20 protein-coding genes are annotated in these 26,334 nt (G+C 42.1%); 13 read left to right on the top strand and 7 right to left on the bottom strand.

Annotated features, from left to right (window positions below; all coding sequences use genetic code 11):
- The first annotated feature begins 84 nt into the window (after positions 1-84).
- The 12 genes from WCM76_09520 (at position 85) to WCM76_09465 (ending at position 15,600) form a co-directional block, all read left to right on the top strand.
- A complete protein-coding gene (locus WCM76_09520) occupies positions 85-3,945 on the top strand; it encodes a 1-acyl-sn-glycerol-3-phosphate acyltransferase (protein MEI6765868.1) in 3,861 nt (1,286 codons plus the stop codon).
- A gap of 17 nt (positions 3,946-3,962) precedes the next feature.
- Positions 3,963-5,459 carry an NAD(P)/FAD-dependent oxidoreductase gene (locus tag WCM76_09515; protein MEI6765867.1) on the top strand — a complete coding sequence of 499 codons (1,497 nt, stop codon included), beginning with the start codon at positions 3,963-3,965 and terminating at the stop codon, positions 5,457-5,459.
- 3 nt (positions 5,460-5,462) lie between these two features.
- A complete protein-coding gene (locus WCM76_09510; GenBank protein MEI6765866.1) occupies positions 5,463-7,124 on the top strand; it encodes a C45 family peptidase in 1,662 nt (553 codons plus the stop codon).
- A gap of 128 nt (positions 7,125-7,252) precedes the next feature.
- A complete protein-coding gene (locus WCM76_09505; protein ID MEI6765865.1) occupies positions 7,253-8,530 on the top strand; it encodes a radical SAM protein in 1,278 nt (425 codons plus the stop codon).
- An 8-nt stretch (positions 8,531-8,538) separates the two neighbouring features.
- Complete coding sequence (locus WCM76_09500) at positions 8,539-8,928, top strand: hypothetical protein (GenBank protein MEI6765864.1); 390 nt, start codon at positions 8,539-8,541, stop codon at positions 8,926-8,928.
- A gap of 77 nt (positions 8,929-9,005) precedes the next feature.
- A complete protein-coding gene (locus WCM76_09495) occupies positions 9,006-9,425 on the top strand; it encodes an acyl-CoA thioesterase (GenBank protein MEI6765863.1) in 420 nt (139 codons plus the stop codon).
- On the top strand, positions 9,425-10,162 hold the full coding sequence (locus tag WCM76_09490) for an enoyl-CoA hydratase/isomerase family protein (protein MEI6765862.1): 738 nt from the start codon (positions 9,425-9,427) through the stop codon (positions 10,160-10,162). The genes WCM76_09495 and WCM76_09490 overlap by 1 nt, the downstream gene beginning before the upstream one ends.
- 7 nt (positions 10,163-10,169) lie before the next feature.
- Positions 10,170-10,511 (top strand): hypothetical protein, encoded by a 342-nt coding sequence (locus WCM76_09485; GenBank protein MEI6765861.1) that lies wholly within the window; start codon positions 10,170-10,172, stop codon positions 10,509-10,511.
- Positions 10,512-10,524: 13 nt separating this feature from the next.
- Positions 10,525-11,217: an enoyl-CoA hydratase/isomerase family protein gene (locus tag WCM76_09480; protein ID MEI6765860.1), complete on the top strand. Its 693-nt coding sequence runs from the start codon at positions 10,525-10,527 to the stop codon at positions 11,215-11,217.
- Positions 11,204-12,325, top strand: coding sequence for a 3-oxoacyl-ACP synthase (locus WCM76_09475; protein MEI6765859.1), 1,122 nt, complete (start codon positions 11,204-11,206; stop codon positions 12,323-12,325). Before WCM76_09480 ends, WCM76_09475 begins: the two co-directional genes overlap by 14 nt.
- A gap of 106 nt (positions 12,326-12,431) precedes the next feature.
- Positions 12,432-14,006: a radical SAM protein gene (locus WCM76_09470; GenBank protein ID MEI6765858.1), complete on the top strand. Its 1,575-nt coding sequence runs from the start codon at positions 12,432-12,434 to the stop codon at positions 14,004-14,006.
- Positions 14,007-14,019: 13 nt separating this feature from the next.
- A complete protein-coding gene (locus tag WCM76_09465) occupies positions 14,020-15,600 on the top strand; it encodes a radical SAM protein (protein MEI6765857.1) in 1,581 nt (526 codons plus the stop codon).
- A gap of 3 nt (positions 15,601-15,603) precedes the next feature.
- Here the strand turns inward: WCM76_09465 and WCM76_09460 are convergent, their stop codons facing one another.
- Complete coding sequence (locus WCM76_09460; GenBank protein ID MEI6765856.1) at positions 15,604-16,617, bottom strand: ATP-grasp domain-containing protein; 1,014 nt, start codon at positions 16,615-16,617, stop codon at positions 15,604-15,606.
- Positions 16,618-16,751: 134 nt separating this feature from the next.
- Here WCM76_09460 and WCM76_09455 point away from each other — a divergent pair, with 134 nt between their 5' ends.
- Positions 16,752-17,324: an HD domain-containing protein gene (locus WCM76_09455; protein MEI6765855.1), complete on the top strand. Its 573-nt coding sequence runs from the start codon at positions 16,752-16,754 to the stop codon at positions 17,322-17,324.
- Here the strand turns inward: WCM76_09455 and rlmD are convergent.
- From rlmD to WCM76_09425, 6 genes are all read right to left on the bottom strand, one after another.
- Complete coding sequence (rlmD, locus tag WCM76_09450) at positions 17,311-18,714, bottom strand: 23S rRNA (uracil(1939)-C(5))-methyltransferase RlmD (protein MEI6765854.1); 1,404 nt, start codon at positions 18,712-18,714, stop codon at positions 17,311-17,313. The two genes, WCM76_09455 and rlmD, sit on opposite strands and share 14 nt — an antisense overlap.
- An 18-nt stretch (positions 18,715-18,732) precedes the next feature.
- Positions 18,733-21,795: a DUF2207 domain-containing protein gene (locus WCM76_09445; GenBank protein ID MEI6765853.1), complete on the bottom strand. Its 3,063-nt coding sequence runs from the start codon at positions 21,793-21,795 to the stop codon at positions 18,733-18,735.
- A gap of 18 nt (positions 21,796-21,813) precedes the next feature.
- Positions 21,814-22,365 carry a LemA family protein gene (locus WCM76_09440; protein MEI6765852.1) on the bottom strand — a complete coding sequence of 184 codons (552 nt, stop codon included), beginning with the start codon at positions 22,363-22,365 and terminating at the stop codon, positions 21,814-21,816.
- Between the two features lie 145 nt (positions 22,366-22,510).
- Positions 22,511-23,770 carry a GWxTD domain-containing protein gene (locus tag WCM76_09435; GenBank protein MEI6765851.1) on the bottom strand — a complete coding sequence of 420 codons (1,260 nt, stop codon included), beginning with the start codon at positions 23,768-23,770 and terminating at the stop codon, positions 22,511-22,513.
- The gene (gene rmuC / locus WCM76_09430; GenBank protein ID MEI6765850.1) at positions 23,757-25,133 is read right to left on the bottom strand and encodes a DNA recombination protein RmuC; all 1,377 of its coding nucleotides are present in this window, start codon (positions 25,131-25,133) and stop codon (positions 23,757-23,759) included. Before rmuC ends, WCM76_09435 begins: the two co-directional genes overlap by 14 nt.
- Before the next feature lie 72 nt (positions 25,134-25,205).
- Positions 25,206-26,093 (bottom strand): metallophosphoesterase, encoded by an 888-nt coding sequence (locus WCM76_09425; protein ID MEI6765849.1) that lies wholly within the window; start codon positions 26,091-26,093, stop codon positions 25,206-25,208.
- Between the last annotated feature and the right edge of the window lie 241 nt (positions 26,094-26,334).

Raw genomic sequence — 26,334 nt, 5'->3', positions numbered from 1 at the left:
TGTAATGCATATGTTTTATTTGGTATATTTGCCATCCTAAAATGTTGAATGCTGTAATGAATTATTGAACAATCTGTTGTACTGATGTCTGGTTTTTTCCTTTTTTTATATGATTTTTTCAGTAAGCGACGCTCGTTGCTGCTGTTTATTGTGGTCCTTTTCACTGGGATGGCCGTTTTGCTGTCATCAAAGCTGAGGCTGGAAGAAAATATTTCACGTTTTCTGCCACGCGACGAGAAGCTTAAAAAGGTGAGCGATGTAATGGAGCAGATAAAAACTGCGGAGAAACTGATGGTAACCGTATCGCTTGCCGATTCAACTTCACCTGCAGCCCCCGAAACATTGATTGCTTATGCCGATGAACTTGCCGCAACTCTTAAAAGCGACTATCAGCCTGAGCTTATCAAAGATATTACCTGCAAAATTTCGGGCGATCAGATGCAGGATGTATACAATGCCTTCTATTCCAAGCTTCCATTATTTCTTGATGAAGCCGATTACGAAACAATAGCCCGTAAAACAGACTCACTGCAGCTGGATTCGGCGCTGTCGCGGAATTTCAGAATGCTTGTGTCGCCTGCGGGATTTGTGATGAAAAAATTCATTACCCGCGACCCACTTGGTTTTACAGGTCTTGCTCTGCGGAAACTGGCGTCGCTCAAGGTGGACGATAGCTACATGATTTATAATGACCACATCTTCAGCAAAACAAAAAAGCATCTGCTGATATTTATAAATACCGCGAATGCACCGAATGAAACGGGCCATAACGGTGAACTTATAAAAGGTATTGACAAAGAAATAACTACGCTGACTGCGAAATCAGGAGGTAAGGTACATGCCGAATATTATGGTGCAGCCGCAGTAGCGGTGGGCAATGCCACTCAAATGAAGCGAGATTCTATTATTACCATGGCCATTGCATTGCTATTGCTGGTAGTTTTTCTGGGGTATTTTTTCAGAAGTAAAAGAGTGCTGTTCCTGATTTTGCTGCCTGTTTTGTCGGGTGCACTTTTTGCCATGGCCGCTATTTACCTTATTCGGGGTGAGGTCTCAACAATAGCCATTGGCGCCGGTTCTGTAATATTGGGTATCGCAATTAATTATTCCCTGCACTTTTTTGTGCATTACCGCCATCTGGGCTCTGTTCGTGAAGTTATTAAAGATTTGGCAGGTCCGATGACCATCGGAAGTACTACAACCATCGGTGCTTTTCTGGGACTGATGTTTGTCCGCTCGGAAGCATTAAGCGATTTTGGATTGTTCTCGGCCTTATGCCTGGTAGGCGCTGTATTGTTTGTGCTGATAGTGCTGCCATTTATGGTAAAACGAAACCCGGGCGGCGAAGACAGCTTTTCCCTGTCTGAAATGAATTTTATTGATAAGATTTCGGAGTACGGTTTCGAGAACAATAAACTGCTGCTTGTTGTAATCGGTTTGCTGACCATCGTTTTCTTTTATTTTGCCAACAATGTGCAATTTGAAAGCGATATGACAAAGATTAACTACATCTCGCAGGATCTCAAACGTGCTGAACAGAATCTGGTCAGTATCAGCGACAGCTCTATAAAATCGGTATATCTTGTTTCAACGGGCACTACTCTTGATGAAGCACTTGCCAATAATGAAAAGATAACTTCTGCGATTCGTCAGCTTAAAGCTCGCGGTTTGGTGAAGAGCTACTATTCGGCAGCCTCCTTGCTCTATTCCGATTCGCTGCAGCGAAAAAAACTGGAGCGCTGGAATGCATTCTGGACGGCAGACCGCAAAGAGCATGTAATGCGAATGTTCGAGCGTTCTGCGCAAGCAAACAAATTCAGGCCGGGAGCGTTTAATGAGTTTTACAAACTTCTGGGAACCCGTTTTACGCCCATGGATAAGGCGGAGCAATCAAAACTGCAACATCTGTTTCTCGACGATTTCATTACAGAGAAACCGGGCAAAGTGATGGTTGCAATGGTTATAAAAATAAATGACCGCAGAAAAGCAGAGGTGCTTGCGGCGATTCCCGTAAGTGATAATCTGGTGGTTATTGACAAACAGTTTATAGCCGCGAAAGTCGGAGAAATTATTTCCGGCGATTTTAATACGATATTGTATATCTCGTCATTACTGGTATTATTGTTTCTGTTTGCCCTTTACGGACGTGTTGAGCTGGGTGTTCTTGCATTCATACCTATGCTTATAAGTTGGGTGTGGATACTTGGGCTAATGGCCATTCTGGGTTTGAAATTTAATGTGGTGAGCATCATTATTTCTGCTTTTATTTTCGGACTGGGCGATGATTTCAGCATATTTATTATGGACGGTTTGCTCACGGAATACAAAACCGGTAAGCGTTTCCTTGCCTCATACAAAACGGCTGTATTTCTTTCGGCAGTTACAACCATAATCGGTGTGGGCGTTTTAATCTTCGCGAAACATCCTGCACTGCGCTCTATCGCAATGCTTACAATTATCGGGATGACCACCGTAGTGCTGATTTCTTATACCGTAGCTCCGGTTATTTTCAGGTGGATGATTTATACCGGCAAACGCAAAAGAACGATGCCGGTTACGCTGTATCACATGCTGTATGCCTTGGTTTGCTATTCCTACTTTATTTTAGGTTGCTTCATAACTGTATTGCTTGGATGGACGCTCATTCCTATCATTCCTGCAAAGCGGAAATACCGTAAGCTGGTGTATCATACCATACTCATGTATGTTTGCCGCAGTACAATGTATCTGATGTATTTGCCGAAGAAAAAGTTTATTAATTTCAATAAAAATACGTTTTCGAAACCTGCGATGGTGGTATGCAATCATCAGTCGCTGATTGATATTCCGCTTGGACTGATGTTCTCACCCAAAGTGATTATGATTACCAATGAAAGTGTTTGGAAATCTCCGTTGGTAGGGCTTGTTGTGCGCATGGCCGATTTTATCCCGACCTCTCTCAGCCATGAAAAAGTGCTTGAAATGGCCAGGAAACGTGTTTCGGAAGGCTATTCAATACTGGTATTTCCGGAAGGTACACGCTCACAAACCAAGAAACTAGGGCGTTTTCATAAAGGTGCTTTTTTTCTTGCCGAGGAATTGGGGCTTGATATCTTGCCTATGGTGATGAACGGAACCGGTGATTATATTGCAAAAGGCGAGTACTTAGGACGTAAAAGTTTAATTACGGTAAAATTTCTTGACAGGATAAAACAGGGCGATGCGGCGGTTGGTGGCGATTATAGGAATATGACCAAATTCGTTCAGAAGTTGTTTCATGAAGAATTTGAAAAAATACTTACGTTGTGGTACCGGCATCCTGCGTATTTCCGCGACCTGCTTATCCGGAATTATATTTACAAAGGCCCGATTCTGGAGTGGTACGCCAGGGTGAAGCTCAATTTTGAAAAGAATTATGAGCCCATTCATGAAATGATACCGCTCAGTGCCAACATTCTGGATATGGGATGTGGCTATGGATTCATGAGTTATATGCTGGGTTTCCTGTCTGAAAAGCGCATCATTACCGGTATTGATTATGACGAAGAAAAAATACTGGTAGCACGCAATAACATTTCAGCCTTGCCCAACCTGCATTTTGAACAGGCTGATGTTACCGACTTTCCGCTTGACGGATATGATATCTATCTGCTGGCTGATGTGCTGCACTATTTTCCGGAAGAAAAACAACAACAGCTTATTTCTGCAATAATTGGAAAATTAAATGATAACGGATGCCTTATTATCCGCGATGCGGACACCGGTTTGGTGAAGCGTCAGCGCGGTACCGCGCTGTCAGAATTTTTCTCGCGGCATATTGGATTCAATAAATTTGCCTACGATAACGTATTTTTTACGTCGCGCGACATGATTGCGGCCATTGTGGCAAATTGTGGCGCGGAACTTCAAATTGTGGATAAAACTAAATTCAATTCGAATATTTTTTATATAATCAGAAAACCCTGACAAATACGATAGTTTTGATGGAAGAGTTTGACGTACTTATTATTGGTAGTGGGCTGGGTGGCCTTCAATGCGGTTATATTCTCAGCCGTGAAGGATACAAGGTGTGTATTATTGAAAAGCATCATCAGATTGGTGGCTGTTTGCAGAATTTTGTCCGCGACGGCTGCATATTTGATACAGGAATTCACTACATCGGTGGATTGGAAGAGGGTCAGGTGCTGAATAAGTATTTTCGCTATTTCGGCCTGATGGATAAACTGAAGTTACGCCGCATGAATCCTGATGCTTTTGATATCATCAGTTTTGGAGATACCGGTAAGGAATTTCCCTACGCATTCAGTCATAAAAACTTCATTGATGTCCTTTCGGAATATTTTCCGGAAGAGCGCGCCAATCTTGAGAAGTACAGCCTGAAAATGAAAGAGCTGTGCGATCATTTCCCGTTGTACAATCTTTCTGATAAGCAGATGGATATTGCAGAATCTCAGTTTTATGAGGAAAATGCATACACGTATATTAATTCTATCACGCAAAATCCGCTGCTGCGCAGCGTACTTGCCGGCACCAATCCATTATACGCGGGTCTTGCCGAGAAAACACCTTTGTATGTTCATGCCCTTGTCAATAATTCGTTCATTGAAAGTTCATGGCGCATTGTAGACGGAAGCTCGCAGATTACCGATATTCTTGTCGAAAGTATTGAGGCAGCCGGTGGAACACTCATTAAAAATTGTGAAGCCGTAAAGCTGGATTTTGAAAAAGACAAAAACGGCATCGTGCATGCAGCTGATGGCAGGCAGTTTTCCGCAAAATACGTGATTTCCGATATCCATCCGGCACGGACGCTGGATATGATAAACCTCGGGCATATCCGCAAAGCCTACCGCGACCGCATCTGTAATCTTGAAAATACGACATCAAATTTTTCGGTGTACGTAGTTTTCAAAAAAGATACATTTGAATACCTGCCGCACAATCTCTATCATTATCGTAACGATAATGTTTGGTCGGCACCTAATTATAAACCCGAAACCTGGCCTGAGAATTTTTTATTTATTACTCCGGCTGTTTCGCGGTCAGAGAAGTACACCGACGGCGCCATCATTATGAGCTATATGAAATTTGATGAGGTGAAGAAATGGGAACATACCCGCGTTGGACGTCGCGGAAGCGATTATCTCGAATTCAAAAAAGAGAAAACAGAAATACTTCTCGACCTGGTTGAATCAAAGATTCCGGGATTCAGAAATTGTATTAAAAGTTATACGAGCTCTACACCTCTTACGTATCGTGATTATACGGGCACTATCGACGGCTCTCTTTATGGTATAATGAAAGATAGTACAAATCCTCTGAAAACATTGATATCACCCAAAACAAAAATTCCCAATCTGTTGCTTACCGGTCAGAATGTAATTCTGCACGGTGTGCTGGGAGTTACCATTGGGGCTGTTACCACCTGCTCAGAGATTACCGGGCTCAGCTATATTGTTGATAAGATTAATAAAGCATAGCTGATGATGAAAAAGGCTCTGATAGCAGTTTTCGTGCCTGTGGCTCTTCTCTCGGTAATCGGGTATTATTGTTTTTTGTGGTTTGTTATCATGCTGCCTCCGGCTGAAAAGGAAAATCATTTTTCGGAATTGCCTGTTATAGACAAGGGAGACAGTACGTTTACCTGTGGTAACAGTTGGTCGCGCAAAAATATGGATGGTCTGTATGATGTGTTTACATGCGGAGGTCCTTATGAGCGTGGCGTCACAATTGGAAAGCTCACGAAGAAGCTGATATACAAACAGGAAAAAGCCTTTCTTGACCAGATAAATAATATGGTTCCGTCGCAACCCTATCTGGAATTTCTGAATTACGTATTATCTATTTATAACCGCAAGCTCGACAGCTATATTGATACTGAATATCTGCAAGAAATAAATGGGATATCACAATCAGCTTCAGATGAATTTGATTATGTTGGCAGCAAGTATCAGCGGATGGTTAATTATCATGCTGCGCACGACATCGGGCATATGGCACAGATGTATCATCTGGTTGGCTGTACGTCGTTTGGCGCCTGGGGCAGCAAAACTCCCGACAGTTCACTTATTATCGGACGCAATTTTGATTTCTATGCCGGTGATGAATTTGCAAAACAAAAAATTGTTGCATTTTATAAACCCGACAGCGGCAACTGTTTTATGATGATTACCTGGGCGGGCATGTGTGGCGCCGTTTCAGGGATGAATGATAAAGGACTTACGATAACCATCAATGCGGCTAAATCGTATATTCCCGAACAGGTTGGTTCGCCGGTTTCCATTGTAGCACGGCACATACTTCAATACGCGTCGGATATTGATGAGGCACTGCTTATAGCAAAATCATACCGTACTTTTGTTTCTGAAACTTTTCTAATTGGATCGGCCAAAGACAATTCGGCCGCCATCATTGAAAAAACACCTTACATGACGGCTCTTTTGAAGCCTGAGAAAAATGATTTTATTATTTGTACAAACCATTTTCAAAGTAAAGAATTTTCGTGGAACGATCTGAATCAAAAAGATCTGCGCGAATCGCCTTCATTGTATCGTTACATTCGCATGCAGCAATTGATTAAAGCTTCCGGTCCGATTGATGCTACGGCTGCCGCAAAGATTTTACGCGACCAGAAAGGCATCGATGGTAAAGATATCGGAGTCGGTAATGAAAAGGCCGTAAATCAATTAATAGCGCATCATTCGGTGATATTTGAGCCCGGAAAGCAATTGGTGTGGGTTTCCACTTCTCCTTTTCAGCTTGGTGCCTATGTTTGCTATGACCTGAACAAGGTTTTTGCATCGCGACTTATCCCCGGAAAGGGCTCTTATATGCGACCTGAGCTTATGATACCGGCTGATTCTTTCGTTACGAACGGTGGCTACCACGCATTTGTACATTATAAATATCTGCGTGATGAAATGCGGTCGGCACTCCGCAACAAGGGCAGTCAGTTGCCTGACCCTGCTGCTCTGATAGCTTCTAATCCACAGTTTTATTTAGTGTATGAGCTGGCAGGCGACTATTACAAAATGCTTGGTAATAAGGATGCCGCCGCAGCCGAATATAAGAAAGCACTGCAGAAAGAAATTCCCTGGACAACCGATGCACGAACAATCGAAAACAGGCTGCGGGATTGTCGTTGAAATGCTCCTGACTTAGGTCATAATAAAGCGGTTGCCTTATATAAAACTTTATTGTAATTTTGCACTCTTAATTCCGGGCAGAATTGTAGGATGATGTTGCGGAAATAAAAACACATTAATCTCATAATATGAAGTTTAAGCTAATTTATCCCACCTGGGAAAAACTCGCGGGACAAACTATATTTAACCTGCCTCCTCACGGACCTGTAGTGATGGCTGCTGCACTTCCTTCTTATGTTGAAGTAGAATTTTCCGATGAAAATGTTGACACTTTCTCTTATGATGATGAATGTGACCTTGTTGGGATAAGCATGATGCTTACAAGCCAGGCAAAAAGAGGTTGGGAAATTGCTGACGAATTCAGACGCAGAGGCAAAAAGGTAATCTTTGGCGGTATCGCAACCATGCTTCATGCCGAAGAAACGATGGAACATGCCGACTCTATTTTTTTGGGTGAAGCCGAAGGTCGTATGGAGACTGTATTCAATGATTTCAGAAATGGCAAGCTTCAGAAAGTATACAATTTTCTTACGCAGATGCCAGACATCAACGCTATTGGTCCTGCCAGACGCAGCATTCTTAAAAAAGAATTGTATTATCACAAAGGTGTGCGCATGGTTGATTTGTTTCACGCTTCACGCGGATGCAAATACAACTGTTATCCTTGTGCCGTCGCCTATCTTGGCGGCAAACAATTCCGACCCCGTCCAATTGACCGCGTAGTTGAAGAATTGGCAACTATTGAAAACAACCGGCTTTTTATTGTCGATAACTCACTTGCTCAGGATAAACAGTGGGAACTTGACCTTTTCAAGGAAATGATTCCTTTTAAAAAGAAATGGTGCTCACATCCTATCGAAGATGATGACAAAGTTCTTGATCTTGCGGCACAGGCAGGTGCATGGTTTGTTTATCAAGCAGTATTTGATACATCCGATTACATACGTGACCGCGTAAAGCGTTATCACGACCATGGTATTGCGGTTGAAGGAACCATTTTGCTCGGAACCGATGATCATACTGAAGACGATATAAAAAGACTGATTGATTTCTTGCTTGAGATTAATCTTGATCTCGCTGAATTTACGGTTTTAACGCCCTTCCCGCATACAAAAGCGTATGATGATCTGTTGCGTCAGAACAGAATTTTCAACCATAACTGGAATGATTACAACGCGGGTAAAGTGGTGTTTCAGCCAAAGCAAATGACTCCTGACGCATTGCAGAATATGTACCAGTATGCCTGGGATACGTTTTACAAAGATGAAACCCAATCGGAAAAAATGTTTAAATTGTTCCGTCAGGTTATCATGAAAGAAATTGCCGATGGGACATATACTCCCATCAGGGAAGAGCTTTCGCAAAACAGTTTTGGAAGACAACTTAACAGAGGAACTAAAAAATAATTTGTTTTATGATCAAGAACTTCAATATAGAGTTTAATTCGAAGTACTTTGACCAGGTATATGAATACAAGGGACAATGGGATGTTCCTTCCCGTTGTGGATTAAAGATTGTCAGAAAAGAAGACCGCGATATTGTGTTTGCAACCGAGCTGTATGCCGAAAATCCCGGAACTTCTGTAACACAATGGTGCTCGCAACTGGCCGCTGCCGTGTGCAAAGATTTTGATCTAAAATGCGAACGGCTGCATTTTATTGTGCACGCACCTGATACCAAATCGAAGCTTACTTTTCTGAATGAATCGTTTTCGCTCGTGCGTTTTACTTTTGATGGCGAAAAATTTTTGAACCCACGATGGGAAACTATCACCGGTAAAGACGTTGAGGCGTTACTCTCCTGAAATTTGATGGAGATATGATGCAATTTTTTGCTTAATAAGTAGCAATATTTCGGTTTATAACCTTTCACGTTTATCAAATGGTTTTTGAATATAAACTTACAGTACGTGGCTATGAGCTTGATTCGTATAATCATGTGAACAATGCCGTGTACATGAATTATATGGAGCAAGCGCGTTGGGAAATGCTGAAAGACGTTGGTTTGCTTGATGAATTTAAAAAACGCGGGCTGTTGCTTGTTGTCACGGAGGCTCATGTTCGTTATTCTCAGGAATCAAAAGTATTTGATAAGCTGGTTGTGAAAACTACTGTTGAAGCTAAAGAGCCGTATATCATTTTTAAACATAAAATTTTTACTGAAGAAACCGGTATTAAACTAACTACTGCTGAGGTAAAATCATTGCTTATTGATGGAAATCGCGTTGCAGAAAGTATTCCGAAAGAATTTTATGAAATGTTCGGTCAGGCATCAACGGCAGATAAACCGGAGAAGGAATAATGGCAAGTCTTGAAAAGCACAAAAATACGGCTGTCTTGCGACTGGATAATCCTCCGCTGAATTTTTTAGTGCAACCTGAATTTATTGATAAGCAAACACTATCCGATTTTTTGACTGATGAATCAATAACCGGACTCATTATTGCCGGAGTTGGTCGCCATTTTTCGGCAGGTGCTGAGTTAGAAGGTTTGCTGCGGAAAGCGGCCGATTTTAATTTTCTTGAAGAAGAAATGAAGCGCGGTCGTGAATTGCTCGCATTAATTGAAAATCTTGATATTCCTGTTATTGCAGCTATCAATGGCGCCTGCTTTGGCGGAGGACTTGAAATTGCACTTTCATGCCATATTCGGTTGTGTTCGGAACGTTCGCTGTTCGCGTTTCCTGAAGTAAATCATAATTTAATGCCGGGTCTCGGCGGGACGGTGCGTTTGCCGTTTACTGCGGGAATCAGCGAAAGTATAATCATGATGCTTGGCGGTGATACCATCAATGCTGAAAAAGCTTTATCGTTAGGAATTGTTTATGCGGTGGAATCCGGTGATTCTTTGGTTGCAGCATTTGAACTTATGCGAAAGATGACTGAAGATAAACCAAAGAAAGTTATTACTTCGATAATGAGAGCGATTCATAATGCGCGCCAAATGTCATATTCAGATGCACTGGCCGCCGAAACTCAATTGTTTTGTGAGCTTGCCGTTGACGAGGCATCACGCATTGTTAAGAATCCAATAAAATAGTTTTTCTATGCGGATGTTTTCAAGACGCATCAAAATATCCGATTTTATTAGCTTTGCTGAAAACAGGCTGGATGAATATTTTACGGAATGGGAGCGAAGCACATTTAAGTTGCCGGTGAATGCAGGCAGTCTGGCGGCACGATATATTCTGAAATCAATGCTGAATGAGCATGCCGGATGGACCGGTCTGTTTACGAAGATTGAAATAATCAATGATACCAATGGAAAACCAATGTTAAAAGTATTTCCTGTGAAGGCTGATAATTATGATATTGGCTGCATTGATACGGTTCAGTTTTCACTCTCGCATTCAAAAGAATTTGCGGCAGCGATGCTTGTAATTAATTGAAAAGAAACATACGATGGCGATAGAATTCAATACTGTTAAATGGGAAGATTGCGATGGCATTGGTCTGTTGCAGTTATGCCGGCCACCATCGAATGCTATGAATCGTTTGTTTTTTACTGAGCTTAGTGAACTTACTGCACATATTAAGAATTCGGGTGTGAAGGCAATTGTGATTACCGGAAGCGGGCGGCATTTTTCGTCCGGCGCTGATATTGCCAATTTGCTTGACGCCACGCTTGAAGACGTGATTACCCGTACTCAGCCTGGAAATGGACTGCCTGATTTTTTGGTTCAGAACAATCGCTCATTCTCATTTTTTGAACAACTAAAAATTCCTGTTATTGCTGCCATAAAGGGTGTTTGCCTGGGTTCCGCACTTGAGTTGGCACTATTTGCCCATTTTCGTTTTTGTGGAGAAGGTGCTCTGTTAGGACTTCCCGAAGCCACATTTAACCTGATGCCGGGCTGCGGTGCTTCACAGACCTTACCTCCATTATGCGGGAAGGCAAAGGCGATGGAATTGATACTTACTGGTGCAAACTTTTCGCCTGCCGATGCTGTTGCGTGGGGCATTGCAGATAGAATTTTCCCAAAGAAGGAATTGGTAAGCGCATCCTTAAAATTTGCTGCTGAAATTGCTGAAGGATATGAAAAAAAACTGAAACCACGGTATCTGAAAAAATATTTTCCTGATGGCGCATCTTGATATTGTACCTGTTATGATTGCAGGTTCCGGTTCTTTCCTTCCCGGGAAACCGGTACCTTTTAACGATGCAGACCTGTATCTGGGTGAAATCACCGAAGCGCCTGCCTCCGTTCAGAAATGGTTTACCCGCATCAAACCGCTGATGAAGGAGATGCTCGATATTGAGTATTATCATTATGCCATTGATCCTGAAACACGCGCCTTTACCGAGGATAATATTACCATGAGTGTAAAGGCGGCACGCAAAGCGCTGGAAGCCGCTAATATGAAGGCTTCTGAAATTGAATTCATTGCATACGGAAGTGCGCATCAGGACCAGATGCCTACTGCAACAGTGCGGATACAGGAAGCATTGCAAATTGAGCAATGCGGAGAAATCTCTATTCATGCCAACTGTACCTCGGCATACAAAGCGCTGTTGGTCGCTTATGAATTTGTTCGCACGGGTCGATATAAAACGGCGCTGGTAGTGTCATCCGGTATTTCTTCTTCAGAATTGAGAGCTGAGTATTATAATCAAAAACTGCTGCGTAAAGAAGAACTTTTCTTGCGTTATTTTTTATGCGATGGCGCAGGAGCACTTGTGTTGCGTGCTGCCGAGGAGCATGAGCACGGGCTGTTCATCGAAAACGTGATGATTGAATCTGTTGGCGGTCTGAAACCGGCGGCCATGCTGAATTCCAGACCTGCATATTATATGAATCCGGTCGACGAATATAATGGCGGACATCATCATTTGGCACAAATGTTCAACGAACAATTACGGGTGCATTTTCATGATGAGGACGGCTCCGTATTTATAAAAGGCCTGAAAAGACTGATAAATCGGTATCATGTTGATCCTTCAAAAATAAAATATTTCCAGGTGAATTTTCCTTCGAAGCACATTTCTGAACTTATCATTGACGAATGTGCTGAGCTTGGAATTGACAAGGAGATGCTTTATTCACCAATGTCAACGATGGGTTACGTGGGACCTCCCATGGTGTTTATTTGTCTCGATAAAATTCTTAGAGAAGAAGCACTTATTCCCGGCAATCTTGTGGTAAGCTTTGTAACTGAAGTCAGCAAGTTCATGCAGGCAGGTTTTACGCTTGAATGCCGCTAAATACGCTCTGCCATTTATCAGCAGGAATTAAAATAGAAAATGTGTAACTTTGTAGCTTGTGCGGCTGTTTTGGTTGCTGTGCTGAAATATTGTTTTCTGTTGAAATATGGCACAATCCGACAATAAAAAATATAAATTATTACTCATTAATCCGAAGCAGAAATATGTGAATTTCTACGCGCAGACTGAGTTGGCACGTATACTCAGGAAAAAGAAATTCATGATACCACTCTCACTTCCGCTAATAGCGGCACTTACACCGTCTCATTTTGATATCAGTATTGTTGATGAGGAAATGGAATCAATTCCTGACGGTGACCTTCCCGATATTGTCGGTATAACTACACTTGCATCTACCGCCCGTCGTACCTACGAAATTTGTGATTTCTATCGTTCAAAGGGAGTGCCGGTGGTGGTTGGCGGACCGTACGTGTCATTTCTTCCGGATGAAGCATTGCAACACGCAACCTCCGTGATTTCAGGCGAAGCCGAAGGTATATGGCAGCAATGTCTTGCTGATTTTGAAAGCGGTGAACTAAAACCGTTGTATCGTAATTCTGAGTACTGCAGCTATAAAACGTCGCCGGCTCCGCGCTGGGATTTGGTTGATACACATAATATTTTTCAGCTTGGAGTTCAGGTTTCGCGCGGTTGTCCTTATAAATGCGAGTTCTGTGTGGTTACAAAAATGTTTGGGCATAAAATGCGTTACCGCGAACTCGACGATGTTATGAAAGAGCTGGAATCATTGCCCTTACGTCGCGTTTTTTTTATCGATGATAATTTTACGGTGAATAAGAAATACATACGCGAACTCTGCGAGCGCATTATTCCGCTTGACTTTTCATGGGCATGCATGGCAAGTATAGAGATTGCCGATGACCGTGAATTGCTTGATTTGATGGCTCGTGCTGGCTGTTTCAATATACTGATAGGTTTTGAGTCACTTAACCCTGAAAGCCTTGCCGAGACTCATAAAAAGCATAACCATTCGGCAACCGGCTATAACGAAGCGGTTCGAAAAATTCATGAAGCCGGCATTCATATCACGGCCTCTTTTGCTGTAGGTTTTGACAATGATACGCTGGATGAATTTGACAATATTCTTGAATTTACTACAGCAACAGGACTTTCGTACCTGAACATGAACCTGCTTGGGGCTCCTCCGGGCTCTGAACTTTTCTACCGGCTTGAGGAAGAAGGTCGATGGTTCAACATTCCGGCCGATTACCGCAGTGGACTTTTTCCGTGTATTCATTACATGAATGTTTCTCAAAAAGATTTATTCATGAAGTATATCGATACGGCTGAAGCTGCCTATTCATGGAAGGTGGTTTCGGAAAAAATTCCGTTGCTGTTTGGCAATGGGAAATTTTTGAGACCTTATGGTGGCGAACAGCTGAGCGTGGGAATACGCTTCAGATTTATACGTATTTTATTTGGTGAATTGTTGTTTACTTTAAATAAGTATAAACGCAGAGCCCTGTGGCGCACCATACAGTTAATGGCACAGAATAAACTGGCGAAAGACAAAGGATTCAGCTATTTGCTGTCGATGATGAGTTATAACCGGCACATAAAAAGTATTCGAAATAATATGGCCGAATACCTTGGTATCATTGATAAATATGATAAAGGTCCCTGGGCTGAAATGACTGAGCAAGAGCGCAGAACCGGCTGAAAAAAATATTATGTTGAGCGATAAAGAAAATATTCGACCTAAAAAGTACCTGCTGTATCTTATCAATCCGAAGCAGAAGTACGTGAATTATTACGGGCAAACGGAACTCAGCAAATTGCTGGGTGTTAAAAAGTTTATGATTCCGTTATCGATTCCGATGGTGGCATCGCTCACCCCCGATAATTATGATATTCGCATTATTGATGAAGATTACCAGAAGCTACCTGCCGTGCGACCTGATATTGTCGGTATTTCTTCATTGGCATCGACTATAAACCGTTCATACGCCCTTGCTGATCACTATCGTTCCATTGGAGTGAAAGTTGTACTTGGCGGTCCTTATGTTTCATTTAAAACAGAAGAAGCGCTGCTTCATGCTGACAGTATTATTGTTGGTGAAGCTGAAGGTCTCTGGGAGAAATGCCTTGCTGATTTTGAAAATGGCAGCATGCACGCTATTTATCGCACGGATGAATACATCCGCTTTGATAAAATTAAACCGCCCCGTTGGGAGCTGATTGATAAAAAGAATTTTTTCCAGGTTGGCGTGCAGGTGTCTCGCGGATGCCCGTACAACTGCGAGTTTTGTTTGGTTACCCAGCTTTTCGGACGCAAAATGAGATATCGCGAAATCGATAATGTGATCGCCGAAATAGAATCATTGCCTGTTAAAAAGTTATTATTTGTCGACGATAATCTTACCGTTAATAAGCGTTACGCTCGGGAATTGATGGCAAGGCTTAAACCCCTGAAGATTTCGTGGGGGTGCATGAGCAGCATCGAAATTGCCAATGATACGGAGCTGTTAAAGGAAATGGCTGAGGCAGGATGTTTCAATATTCTTATCGGATTTGAATCACTGAATGTTGAAAGTCTCAATGAAACACATAAAGACCAGAATAAATCGGCATCCGTGTATCGCGATGCAATTCAGAAAATACATGCTGCAGGTCTTCACATCACGGCTTCTTTTGTAATCGGGTTTGATAACGATACTGTTGATGAATTTGATCGTATTTATCGTTTTACACAGGAAACAGGACTGACTTACATTAACTTTAATATACTGGGCGCACCTCCGGGAACTGAACTGTATTACCGTTTGAAAAAGGAAGGACGCATTTACGATATAGACCCTGAAATGATCAGTGGGTTATTTCCGTGTATGCACTATAATAAAATGTCGCAAACCGAGCTGTTCGACAATTATATTGCAACGCTGGAAAAGATGTACAGCTATAAATCACTTCACGAAAAGGCTGTTGTATTGTTTGGCAATGGCAGTTTTCAGAAAGCGTACAATGATGGCTCACCGTCGTTCGGGTTTAAGGCTAAACTGGTTTTTTGGCTACTGAAGGAATATATTTTTACCACAGATGCTGATAAACGACAGCTCTTTCGATATATCATTTCACTGATACGCGGGAAGAAAGTTGTGATTGATATGGGCCTCTCGTTTTTAATATCGATGATCAGCTACAACAGGCATATTGCGAAGCTGCGAGCAAATATTAATCATTACAGACAGCTCATCAGCAAATATGATTTAGGCCCCTGGGAAAAACTGGAGCAGAAGCCTGTGCCGCACGATTAGCTTTTAACTGCCATATTGCGGATGCCGCGCTGCTGCCATCATTACAATGCTGCTGCAAAAGATTCCATAATCGTAACCTGCAATTTCTGCAGCGGCGGCCATACTTGCTTCGTGGCTAAGGTCGGCATTCGGGTTGATGTCAAGGACATGAAATTCTGTTCCCCGCAAACGCAGGTCGAGGCGTGCATAATCGCGACAGCCGAAAGCTGTATATGTTTCTGTAACTACGCGTTCAAGTTCTTTATACAGGGTATCATCGAGAGGTGCCGGAAGCAATGTTTCAATTTTTGTATAGTGCTCGGAACCGGGTTTATGCTTGGCTTCGTAGGTACACAGGCGGTCATGAAAATCGCTGAATGCAGAAAAATCCATCTCTGCAGGTGGCAGCATTTCGGGCTTTTCATTCCCCCAAACAGTAACGTGAAATTCCCGACCGTCAATAAATTCCTCTACAAGTGCCGGCTGATGAAGGCTTTCAATAGAAGCGCGAATGGCTGCTTTTAATTCTTCTGCATTTGCAGCAACCGATTTTGAGCTGATGCCCATACTGCAATGTTCGTTGGATGGCTTAACGATACATGGATAGCTGTTCCAATCGCCGATATCATCACTTTCAAATACTTGGTAGGCAGGAGTGGGGATACCACGTGGAATAAGGAATTCTTTAACAGCTTCTTTATCGCCCGAAAGATCTAATACTTCAGGGACTGAGCCGGTATAAGTGAATCCCATATCTTCGAGAATCTGCGCTGCAACACCTTCGCTGTGCGGCATTCCGGGGATGTCTTCGCAGAGATTCATTACAACATGCGTTGCAGTGTCAATGTTCTCTAATGCGTCCACAAAACCAAGGTCGCGAACCTGTACTACAATAACTTCATGACCCTGTGCGCGAAGTCCGTCACTGATAACATCACCACTGGTCAGCACTTCGTTTTTATCTACTTCGTCCCAACTTTCATCAATATTGTATAACAGTACTACAGGCACTGCTGTTGTCTTTCCTGACGTGTCCATAAAAAATATTTTATTCAAAAATACCATTTATAATTCAGAATTTGGCATTTCTTTTTGTGTGGTCTATGAGGCGATTATTTTCTTTCATTTACTGGTCATGTTTTCATAATTTTACATTGTAATAAATAGAAGCAATGGATTTTCGTTCACCTGATTTTAACCTGTCGAATTCAGATTTTGATCATGCAAGCCGCTTGCACGGCGTTATGCATACATACCGAGTTATGTGTCACGTTTTAGTTTTGGGAAAACTGGAACAATTAGGACGTACCGCAATACTATCTTTTTGTGCTGCTTATATTCATGATTTATCGCGCCGGCATGATGGAATCTGTTTGAAGCATGGACCACGTGCGGCTTCCGAGAAGCTTCCGTTGTATGAAGAAATGTTTGTGCGGCACGGAATCAGGAAGGAAGAAATTGTCGGTATTGCGCAAGCTGTGGCTGCTCATTCTCAAAAAAACGAAGTTCCGGCTGACAATGTGTGGTATAAAGAATGCATCCTCTTAAAAGATGCGGATGCGCTGGACAGGTTGCGCTTAGGCTCATACAGGCTTGATCCGAAATATCTGCGTTTGCAGAAGTCGCATACCTTGCTTGATTTTGCGCAGGACCTACTGGATACTACTAAAGAAGTTAAAATTCTGAAATTCTCTGAAGTGCTTGATATTGCCGAAATGAAATTAGGTTTTTCTATTTCGCAATAAGCAGCATTACATTTTCAACGTGTTGCGTATGGGGAAACATATCCACCGGTTGCACTTTTTCAATCGTATAAAAATCCTGCATCAGAGCAACATCGCGTGCCTGTGTTGCTGGATTGCAACTTACGTAAACAACACGACGCGGTCGTATTCTGATTATCTGATCCACCACATCTTTGTGCATTCCTGCACGCGGCGGGTCGGTAATGATAATATCGGGACTGCCATATTCATTCACAAAAGTTTCGTTCAGCGTTTTGGCGATATCGCCGGCAATGAACAGCGCATTTGTGATATTATTAGCCGCAGCATTTTCTTTTGCATCTGTAATTGCTGATTCAATGTATTCAATGCCTACGACTTTGTTGGCCTGCCGTGCAACAAAATTCGCGATGGTTCCCGTGCCTGTATAAAGGTCATAAATAACATCCTCAGGCCCGGCCTGAGCAAATTCACGAACGATTTTATATAGCTGATAAGCCTGTGTCGGGTTTGTCTGGAAGAACGAAAGCGGACCAATGCGGAATGCAAGGTCTTCCATAGTCTCTGTCATTACAGGAGAGCCATGATACAGAATCGCGAGCTGGTCGCTGATGGTGTCGTTTCTTTTGGTGTTGATGATGTAAAAAAGAGAGGTGATTTCAGGAAAGTTTGCCACAATATAGTCGAGAAATTGTACGCGTTCTTCTTCGTCTTCAAATCCAAAAACGGCAATTATCATCACTTCGCCGCTTAGACCGGTGCGTATTACCAGATTGCGCAAAAAGCCTTGCTGCTGTCTGGCATCATAAAACGCCAAGCCTTTTTTAATGGAATATTCGCGCAGGCTGTTCCGTAATTTATTCGAAGGTTCATCCTGCAGATAACAGAAATCAATATCCAGAACGCGGTCGAAATGCTGCGGCAGGTGAAAGCCAAGAGCATTCATGTTGCGGTCTTCCGTGGGCGTTTTCATGTCTTCGTCTGTGAGCCACCGTCCACGTGAAAAGGTATATTCCAGTTTGTTGCGATAAAATGTGGTGCGTTCTGAACCAAGTATTGGCAGCATTTCACCGACTTCAAATTTGCCGATACGCTGAATGCTGTCGGTCACTTGTTTTTGCTTAAAAAATAGCTGATGTTCGTACTTCAGATTTTGCCACTTGCAACCCCCGCACAATCCGAAATGTGAGCAGAATGGCACTTCGCGCATTGTCGATGCCTTTTTCAGGGCATGCATTTTTCCTTCAATAAATGATTTTTTTTTGCGCGTAACGAGCACATCAACAACATCGCCGGGAACGGCGTTTTTAACGAATACAATTTTTTCACCATAACGTCCCACGGCAACACCTTCAGCGCCTGCATCAAATATCTCAATATCTTCCAGAATAACTTTTTCGATTTTTCTCATGAGGGCAAAGGTAGTTATTTACCAGCTTCTGCCACCACCACCACCGAAACCACCTCCTGTATAACCTCCACCACCAAAGGCACTGCCGCTAAAAGAAGAGTGACTGCTCAAGCCGCTTTGCCCGGAATAACCGTATCTCGATGATTGCGCATAATGGTAATTCAGGCTGTGATCGAGGCTGTGCATGCTGAGAATGACAGCATTTACAAAGATGCCTGTATCAAAGTGAGGGTGTTGCCCGCTATACCATGTTGGAGGCGATGTTATCAGCGGTTTAAATTTTGCTGCCCATTGCTTTCCAAGCCCCAGAACAATTGCATAGGCCACGGTTTCATCAAAGTAGGCGGGGTTTTCACTGAGCAGTTCTTTGAGTCTTGATACTTCTGATTTTTCGATAAACTCTCTGAATCCCTTGAGCTGTGTGTACTTTTCAGCGCCGAAGTGTCCGCGTTTGGGCATGATATTGCCAAATACAAGCAGCATCACAAATAGGGAAATGAAACAGAAAAATATCTGAGCGAAGTTATTGTCGGCATTGAGCAAAACGAAAAGCCCTGTTGCGAATTCTGCCCAGGCTGTGATTCTCAAAGCAAGGCTGAACCCACGCGTACCGGGAACATAGAATTTTTTATACCTGCCATATTCATCAAGCTCTCTGTTAGCTTTAATCATGTGACAATAAAAATTATTTTTAAGATTTGAAATCAGAACGCTTGTTCGGTTATGAAACAATGCAGAGAAAATAGTGTGTTCGAAACTCCGGGCGCTTTCGGGAAGGTCGCGCAATCGGGAGAGTTCGTAATCGTTTTCCTTACCGATTCCTGTTGCAATTTCTCTAATTGTTAGATAGCCGTTTCCCGCCCAATAATAGATAAGTGCAACCAGATCGCGACGATGGAGTTTGTTATCCCACAGGAATCCTGCTTCGGCAGGTGTAATATCGGCGGGCGGGCGGTACTGAACAATCAAATTATTTTTTCTGTCTCTGCCGGTGTAATACCATATTATGTAGAGTATGAAAAAGAAAAGCAACGGCAACAGCAGGAAGAAATTGTTTTTGAAGAGTAATTGTAAATAAAGAAAGAAACTGTTTTTCGTTAGAAATGCTTTTGGAAATGTAAGTTTAAGAACAATAGTTTGCCCTGATTTGAGACCGTGAGTGAGTTGTCCGTGTATTTCATTTCCATTAATGATTAATGGTATCGATTCGCAAATCAAATCAGTACCTTGTATGCAGGCTTCACACGAAACAGGCTCGAGTCCTTTCACTTTTGGCAAATGAACAGCGATCCGGCCTGCAGCAATTGGTTCATCGAACAGCCCAGTAAGTGGAAAATTAATAATGTAATTGGAGCCGAAGCTTTGCAAAATTGAAAATATCCGATATTCATTACTGAAAACCGAGTCGGGAAGGAGTGAAGGAGCCGGTCGCCAGATAACGCTTTTTGAAAACTTGTTCCAGTCGGGCAAAATGCTGACATTATTGCCTGAAGCGTGGTCGTCCATTAAAATTGCCTTGTAAATATTGCCCATCATACTCCAGCGTGGAAGCGAGTAATTGATGCCTGTATAGTTTTTAAGATCATGAGGAAACACAGAACGAACCTGTGTACTGAATACGTTGGTTTCATTTTCCGGATCAGTAAATTTAACCGTATAAATGTGCTGCATTTTAACGACACCGTTTGGTTCAACGGTAAGATCTGTACTGAAATTTCGTATCACAAAGTTTCGTGCAAAAATATCATAAGGAATAGTGGATTCGGTGAAGGCTGATTCCTTAAAAGCCGCTTTGAGCGTGATGCTGCTATTGTTTATTATAGCCGATGGATAGGTTCCTGAATAAGTATTGGTGCCTTTGTTCTTTTGAATCGCAATGAAAACAGGTTGTGTGGCGTTGCTGTAGAAATTAATAATTTCTTTATGAACCTTCATGTAGGAATCGGCATTCAGTTCAAAATTTAATTGTGTACACGGTTCATTCATGGTTCCCGGAAAAATGTCCCATTGGAGTTGTGCTACGCCGCTGTTGAAGCGGAAAGCGCCCCATGCTTTATAGCTAATTGTAAACTCAAGCTTCCCATTGAAGCTGCCCTCACTCTTTTTTATAGTGATGTATTTGTTTCGTCCGAACCCGGATGAGGAAAATGTTGTTTTTGTTCTGTTTATTGATGATTCCGATGCGGTAATATTTGTGAGAACAACGTCTTGATAGTCCTGCGGAAGTATTTCATATTCATCCGGACGCTTAAACTTTCGTGTAAAACTGTTGCAGGGACGCGTAAATTCGACTTCATATCGTTCTTCAACATTGAGTGATGCATCCGGTTGAACACGCATTACCGAAGTGCATTTTCGTATGATGAAATTATGCGCATACGCTTCAAGCGGGATTTCTGTTGTGGTGAAATATTTTTTTGGCAAGCGCACAGCTACTGTTATTCCGTGAAATGGAAGCAGGGATGCATTGCTTTGACCTGAAACTATGTTAGAGGAGGCGGTTAATTGCAAGGCCTTGCAGGTGGAACCGGCTTTTCCGGTGAACCCAATAACATCGTCTGCACTGAGTTTTATGCTTTTTGCACATGCGATGCTGAATGATGCTTTGTTAATTTTACAGCCCCAGTCAGGTCCAATAATATTCCAATAGAACTCGTTATGGTCGCTGAACTCGTTGATAGCGCCCCAAACCGTATAATGTATCGTGTAAAGTTTTTCGCCGCTGATTTTTTTATTTTCTGATCCTGTTTTTATACTGGTGATTCCGTTTTCTTCAGTAACAGTGAATTCATTGTCATCCACGCTGATATTGCGCACAACAATATCGTAGTATCCTGAATTATTCGTGCTCTGGGCATTGTCGAATGCTCCCGTTTCATTTTGTTTGTAATGGCTCGGGATATCTCTTATAATGCCTCGGCTTGCTTCGTTAAAATTCACAAGTATTGATTCTGTAACATCAAAAGATCCATTGGTATTGATGGCTATATTTACATCATAATTCCTGATATCAAAGGTTTCGGCCGATGAAATTACGGCGCGGCTCAACAGTAACAGAAATACTATGATGATTCTTTTCATATTTTTTTCTGAATTTGTTTAATTCAATTTTACCCTGATTACTTCTTTTTCCAAAGGTTCTGTCTCGAAGAATTCAGCAGTTTTAAAACCGTAAATACCTGCAAATACAAGTCCTGGAAAGGATTGCACAGCCGTATTATTATCGCGCACTACGGCATTGTAGTACCGTCGGGCCATCTGCAGCGTGTCTTCAATTTCTACCAGATTTTCTTGTAGTTTAATGAAGTTTTCATTTGCCAGCAAGTTCGGGTAATTCTCCACAACAGCGAACAGATTGCGCAATTGACCCGTCAACAGCGTATTTGCTTGTGCTGATTCATTGATGTTGCCGGGCGCAAGTGCCATTGACCTTGTACTGCTTATGTTTTCGAACAGCGTTTTTTCATGGGTTGCATATCCTTTTACAACCTCCACTAAATTCGGAACCAGGTCGAAGCGCCGTTTCAGCTGAACGTCGATATCACTCCACGCGCTTTTTATATTGTTTCTGAATTTCGTAAATTTATTGAAATACAGCACCGCAATTATTACCAGCAATGCCAATGCTCCGCAAACAATTCCTGTTATCATTATTTCTTATTTTTGAACTATAAACTTAAATGTGCCTGAAGTGCCTCCAGTGATGAAAGTTTTCATCAACAATTTTTCAAATTTTCAATTTATTCTTTGTGACATTTGTAAATTCTCAAATTGCCTAATTTTCAAATTAATCTTTTTATTTCCTCCACGTTTCAACAGCAGTATACCATGTGTCTTTATATTCTGCCGATCGCTCCAGACTATAATCATTATCTGAAAACTGGTTGTTTACTTTGTTAAATGTAAAGGTAGTAGAAAGTATGTTCCTGTCTTCACCGTAAACCCAGGTTTCTTGTGTTGCCGATTTATACAAAGCCTGCGGTGGTCCGAACACTATATAAATCATGCCACGGTCCGATTTCCACCCTTCAAGATAGGATGTGAAATATTTGTTTGCATCCTGAACTCTGTTATAATAGCGGACAATCATTTCCTTTGCCCGTTCTACGGTTCCTGCCTTGTCAAGCCAGAATTCGTCAACCGCATGCTTAGCATTCTTCATCATTTTAAGGTCGTTAAACTCATTTTTGGTTGAGATGTACCGCACAGGCGCCAGCATCTGTTCAGCCGTAGTTACCTTCGGAAAACCTTCGTAGAAAGTAAACAGCGTCAGTCCTTCTTTCTGAGTTGTATCGGATTGGAAATGATAAATACTGTTACTTTTTAATCGAAGTAATGTGCTTGTTCCGTTTTCCAAATCAATTAAAAATGCTGAATCAGGTTTCAGGCTATAAGCAAGCTCCCTGTTTTCTAAAAATGGTGGAAGAGCAATCGGATAATCACTTCGGTAATAGCGGACACACAATCGAAACAGATTTTTATTATTTGTTGTAACGGAAATATCTTGCCCGGGTTGCAGAACCTCTTGGTTAATTAAAGCTCCGGTTGCCGATCGAATACAGAAATTTTGACGGCTATGCGGATCATCACGCAATAATACAATGCCGGTTTCAATTTCGCTTTTTTTATTCAGGTCGGTAATTGTAAGATTAAGCGTGTATTTCTTGCTACGTAAGCCGCCAATATCGAAACTGTCTAAAATATCTGCAGTTTTATTGAAGAATAAAGTGTCAGAATATTCAAAGGTTCCGCTGTCCTGAAGGTTATTCGGTTCATCAAAAGGATGCAGCTCATAATGTGCTCTGTAATGTGCCGCGAATGTGGTGCCGGAAGTTTTTTTGATGTATAATAGCGAGCCCGTATTTATTGTGAAAAATATCCTGCTGCAGCTGTCATTGATGTGATAAACGCCGGTAATCGGGGCAGAAAAACTCGATTGGTGATTGTAGGTAATTGATTTGGTAAGGCTACGGTAAGGCGCCTTGCTGTTGCATGATATCAGCATAATGGCCAGAAGCGTTGTGGCGCATAAAAAATGCAAATCAATTTTCTTCATGCTCATTTTGTTCGTCATCAGCCAGCTTGAATTTTTCAGGCAGGTTTTTTTTGGTAGTTACGCCCAGTTCTTTTAAAAATGTTGCCTTGCTTATAAGATTACCTCGACCGGTGCTAAGCTTGCTGAGCGCATTCGACCAGGTATCTCTGGCGCCGTCAATTCCTTTTCCCACCTTTTCCATATCTTCAACAAAACCTACAAATTTATCGAGCATTTCGCCGCTTCTGCGTGCAATTTCCTGAGCATTTCGTGCGTGGTATTCCTGTTTCCACATTGATTCTATGGTTCGCAGCGTGGCAAGCAGTGTTGAAGGGCTGACCATAACCACTTTATTATCCCATGCGTAGTTAAATAATTCCTGATCGGCCTGAATGGCCATGCTGAATGATGATTCAATAGCTACAAACAGCAGAACAAAATCAGGTGTATTTAAATCGGGAGACGTGTGGTAGTGCTTCTCGGAAAGTCCGCGTATGTGCGTTTTAATGGAGAGTAAATGCTCTTTCATAAACTGCGCCCGGTCTTCATCGGTTATGGCATTCACATATTTTTCATAAGCAACGAGCGAAACTTTTGAGTCAACAATCAGATGTTTTTTGTCGGGAAGAAATACTACCACATCGGGTTGTATGCGGCTGCCTTCCGCATTGGTCGTGCTTACCTGCATTTCATACTCGCGACCCCGGCTCAACCCCGAACGCTCCAGAACGCGCTCAAGCACCATCTCGCCCCAGTTTCCCTGTTTCTTCACATCGCCTTTCAATGCCCGCGTTAGGTTATGTGCTTCTTCGCTGATACGGTTGTTCAGTTCATACAGTTTTTTCAACTCTGCCTTTAAATCGGTTTGGTCCTTCAATCCTTTTTCATAGGTGTCTGATACCATCTTTTCAAATGTTCCCAGCTTTTCCTTCAAAGGTTTAAGCAACTCATCAATATTTTTCTGGTTCGACGCGGTAAATTCAAGGGTATTTTGTTTCAGAATTTTATTGGCAAGATTTTCAAATTCAGTAATGAGCTTTTTCTGCACATCTTCCATTTCCGATTTTTGAAGCATAATTTTTTCGTTGAGGGAAGCCTTTTCCGCTTCAATCCGCGACAGCGATGCGTTCAGCACTGAATTCTTTTCACGTTCGGCAGCCAATTGCATTTCTTGTTCCGACGATGTTTTTTCCAACTGCCCCAGGCGATCCTGCGCGATACTTTTTTGCTTGTCCATTTCTGCCAGTGCTGAACGGCTTTCAGTATCCAGATTTTCTTTTTCCTTTTTCAGTAATTCGATATTTTTTCTGCTGATAATATAAATCACAGCTCCACCAATCGAAAATCCGGCTGCTACACTTATCAGTATATACACAAGAGTCATCGCGAGTATTATTTATATGGGTAAAGATAGTAATATTCCATCGTGGAATGAATACCGTAAGACCAATAATCTCTAAGATTTTTTTCTTAACGTAATGATTGTGACTTCAGGTGGTACACCAATACGACCGGCAAATCCAATGAAGCCAAAGCCCGGATTTACATACAAATACTGCATCCCCGATTCATACAGACCCAGATATTCTTTGTACTTCAGGAAAATCGGGCTCCAGCGAATATTGCCATAATCAAAACCAATCTGAAATGCATGCGTATGGCCTGATAAAGTCAGCGCTACCTTCGTTTTTGAAACCACCTCTGCGTCCCAGTGTGATGGATCATGCGAAAGCAATATTGTAAAGGCATTCGGACTGATACCCGTTAACGCCTGATTTAGGTTACCGTATTTTTTAAAAGGAGGAAGACCCCAGTTATCAACTCCAGCAAGTACAATTGAATCACTGTTTTTATGCAATACGGCATGGGCGTTGCGAAGTACGGTGAATCCCATTGCAGTTTCAATAGTTGCCACGGCATCGGTCCGTGAATGCTGACCTTCCAGTGTATCCCATTTCATGTAGTCGCCCATATCGTGATTTCCCAAAACGGCATATTTTCCGTAAGCAGGCTTGAGATTTTTAAACAAATCCACATAGTGGCTGGCTTCATCAGACACGACATTTACCATGTCGCCCGTCATTAATATCACATCGGGTTTTTGTTCATTCAAAAGGGATATTCCTTTTTCAACACTTTGCTGATAATAGAAACTCCCTAAATGAACATCTGAAATTTGGGCAATTCTGAATCCGTCGAATGCAGCCGGCAGATTGCTGTACGTAATGCTTACCTCTTTTACCCTGAAATTTGTCGTGCCTTTGGTTATTCCATATAGTGTGAAAAAAAAGAATACGACACCGGTCAATATGCCGAAATAGCTTAATAATCTGTATCTGCGCATAAAAATGGTAAATTTTGTGCGCTGATTTTTTTCAAATATTTTAAGAAGGAGAAAAATGGTGATATGGAGCAAATCGTCCACAAGAACAAAAAATGCGCTGATTAATTTAGGAAGGTACAATAAAACAAAAATGGCAAATACAACGAAATAACTGCGGTATTTCACAAAGTCGTTGCCCGGAATTCCTATTATGCAAGCATGGATAATAAAATATAGTACAAATGCCAAGCTGATTGCCCAG

The organism is Bacteroidota bacterium, from assembly GCA_037133915.1.
GTDB lineage: Bacteria > Bacteroidota > Bacteroidia > Bacteroidales > CAIWKO01 > JBAXND01.
Note: the sequence above shows the minus strand (reverse complement) of the source record. Positions and strands in the feature narration are given on the sequence as shown.

Bases quoted from the DNA above. Each gene is read 5' to 3' on its own strand.
- WCM76_09520 (MEI6765868.1), top strand. From the start codon at position 85: ATGTCTGGTTTTTTCCTTTTTTTATATGATTTTTTCAGTAAGCGACGC.
- WCM76_09515 (MEI6765867.1), top strand. From the start codon at position 3,963: ATGGAAGAGTTTGACGTACTTATTATTGGTAGTGGGCTGGGTGGCCTT.
- WCM76_09510 (MEI6765866.1), top strand. From the start codon at position 5,463: ATGATGAAAAAGGCTCTGATAGCAGTTTTCGTGCCTGTGGCTCTTCTC.
- WCM76_09505 (MEI6765865.1), top strand. From the start codon at position 7,253: ATGAAGTTTAAGCTAATTTATCCCACCTGGGAAAAACTCGCGGGACAA.
- WCM76_09500 (MEI6765864.1), top strand. From the start codon at position 8,539: ATGATCAAGAACTTCAATATAGAGTTTAATTCGAAGTACTTTGACCAG.
- WCM76_09495 (MEI6765863.1), top strand. From the start codon at position 9,006: ATGGTTTTTGAATATAAACTTACAGTACGTGGCTATGAGCTTGATTCG.
- WCM76_09490 (MEI6765862.1), top strand. From the start codon at position 9,425: ATGGCAAGTCTTGAAAAGCACAAAAATACGGCTGTCTTGCGACTGGAT.
- WCM76_09485 (MEI6765861.1), top strand. From the start codon at position 10,170: ATGCGGATGTTTTCAAGACGCATCAAAATATCCGATTTTATTAGCTTT.
- WCM76_09480 (MEI6765860.1), top strand. From the start codon at position 10,525: ATGGCGATAGAATTCAATACTGTTAAATGGGAAGATTGCGATGGCATT.
- WCM76_09475 (MEI6765859.1), top strand. From the start codon at position 11,204: ATGGCGCATCTTGATATTGTACCTGTTATGATTGCAGGTTCCGGTTCT.
- WCM76_09470 (MEI6765858.1), top strand. From the start codon at position 12,432: ATGGCACAATCCGACAATAAAAAATATAAATTATTACTCATTAATCCG.
- WCM76_09460 (MEI6765856.1), bottom strand. From the start codon at position 16,617: ATGGACACGTCAGGAAAGACAACAGCAGTGCCTGTAGTACTGTTATAC.
- WCM76_09455 (MEI6765855.1), top strand. From the start codon at position 16,752: ATGGATTTTCGTTCACCTGATTTTAACCTGTCGAATTCAGATTTTGAT.
- rlmD (MEI6765854.1), bottom strand. From the start codon at position 18,714: ATGAGAAAAATCGAAAAAGTTATTCTGGAAGATATTGAGATATTTGAT.
- WCM76_09445 (MEI6765853.1), bottom strand. From the start codon at position 21,795: ATGAAAAGAATCATCATAGTATTTCTGTTACTGTTGAGCCGCGCCGTA.
- WCM76_09440 (MEI6765852.1), bottom strand. From the start codon at position 22,365: ATGATAACAGGAATTGTTTGCGGAGCATTGGCATTGCTGGTAATAATT.
- WCM76_09435 (MEI6765851.1), bottom strand. From the start codon at position 23,770: ATGAAGAAAATTGATTTGCATTTTTTATGCGCCACAACGCTTCTGGCC.
- rmuC (MEI6765850.1), bottom strand. From the start codon at position 25,133: ATGACTCTTGTGTATATACTGATAAGTGTAGCAGCCGGATTTTCGATT.
- WCM76_09425 (MEI6765849.1), bottom strand. From the start codon at position 26,093: ATGCGCAGATACAGATTATTAAGCTATTTCGGCATATTGACCGGTGTC.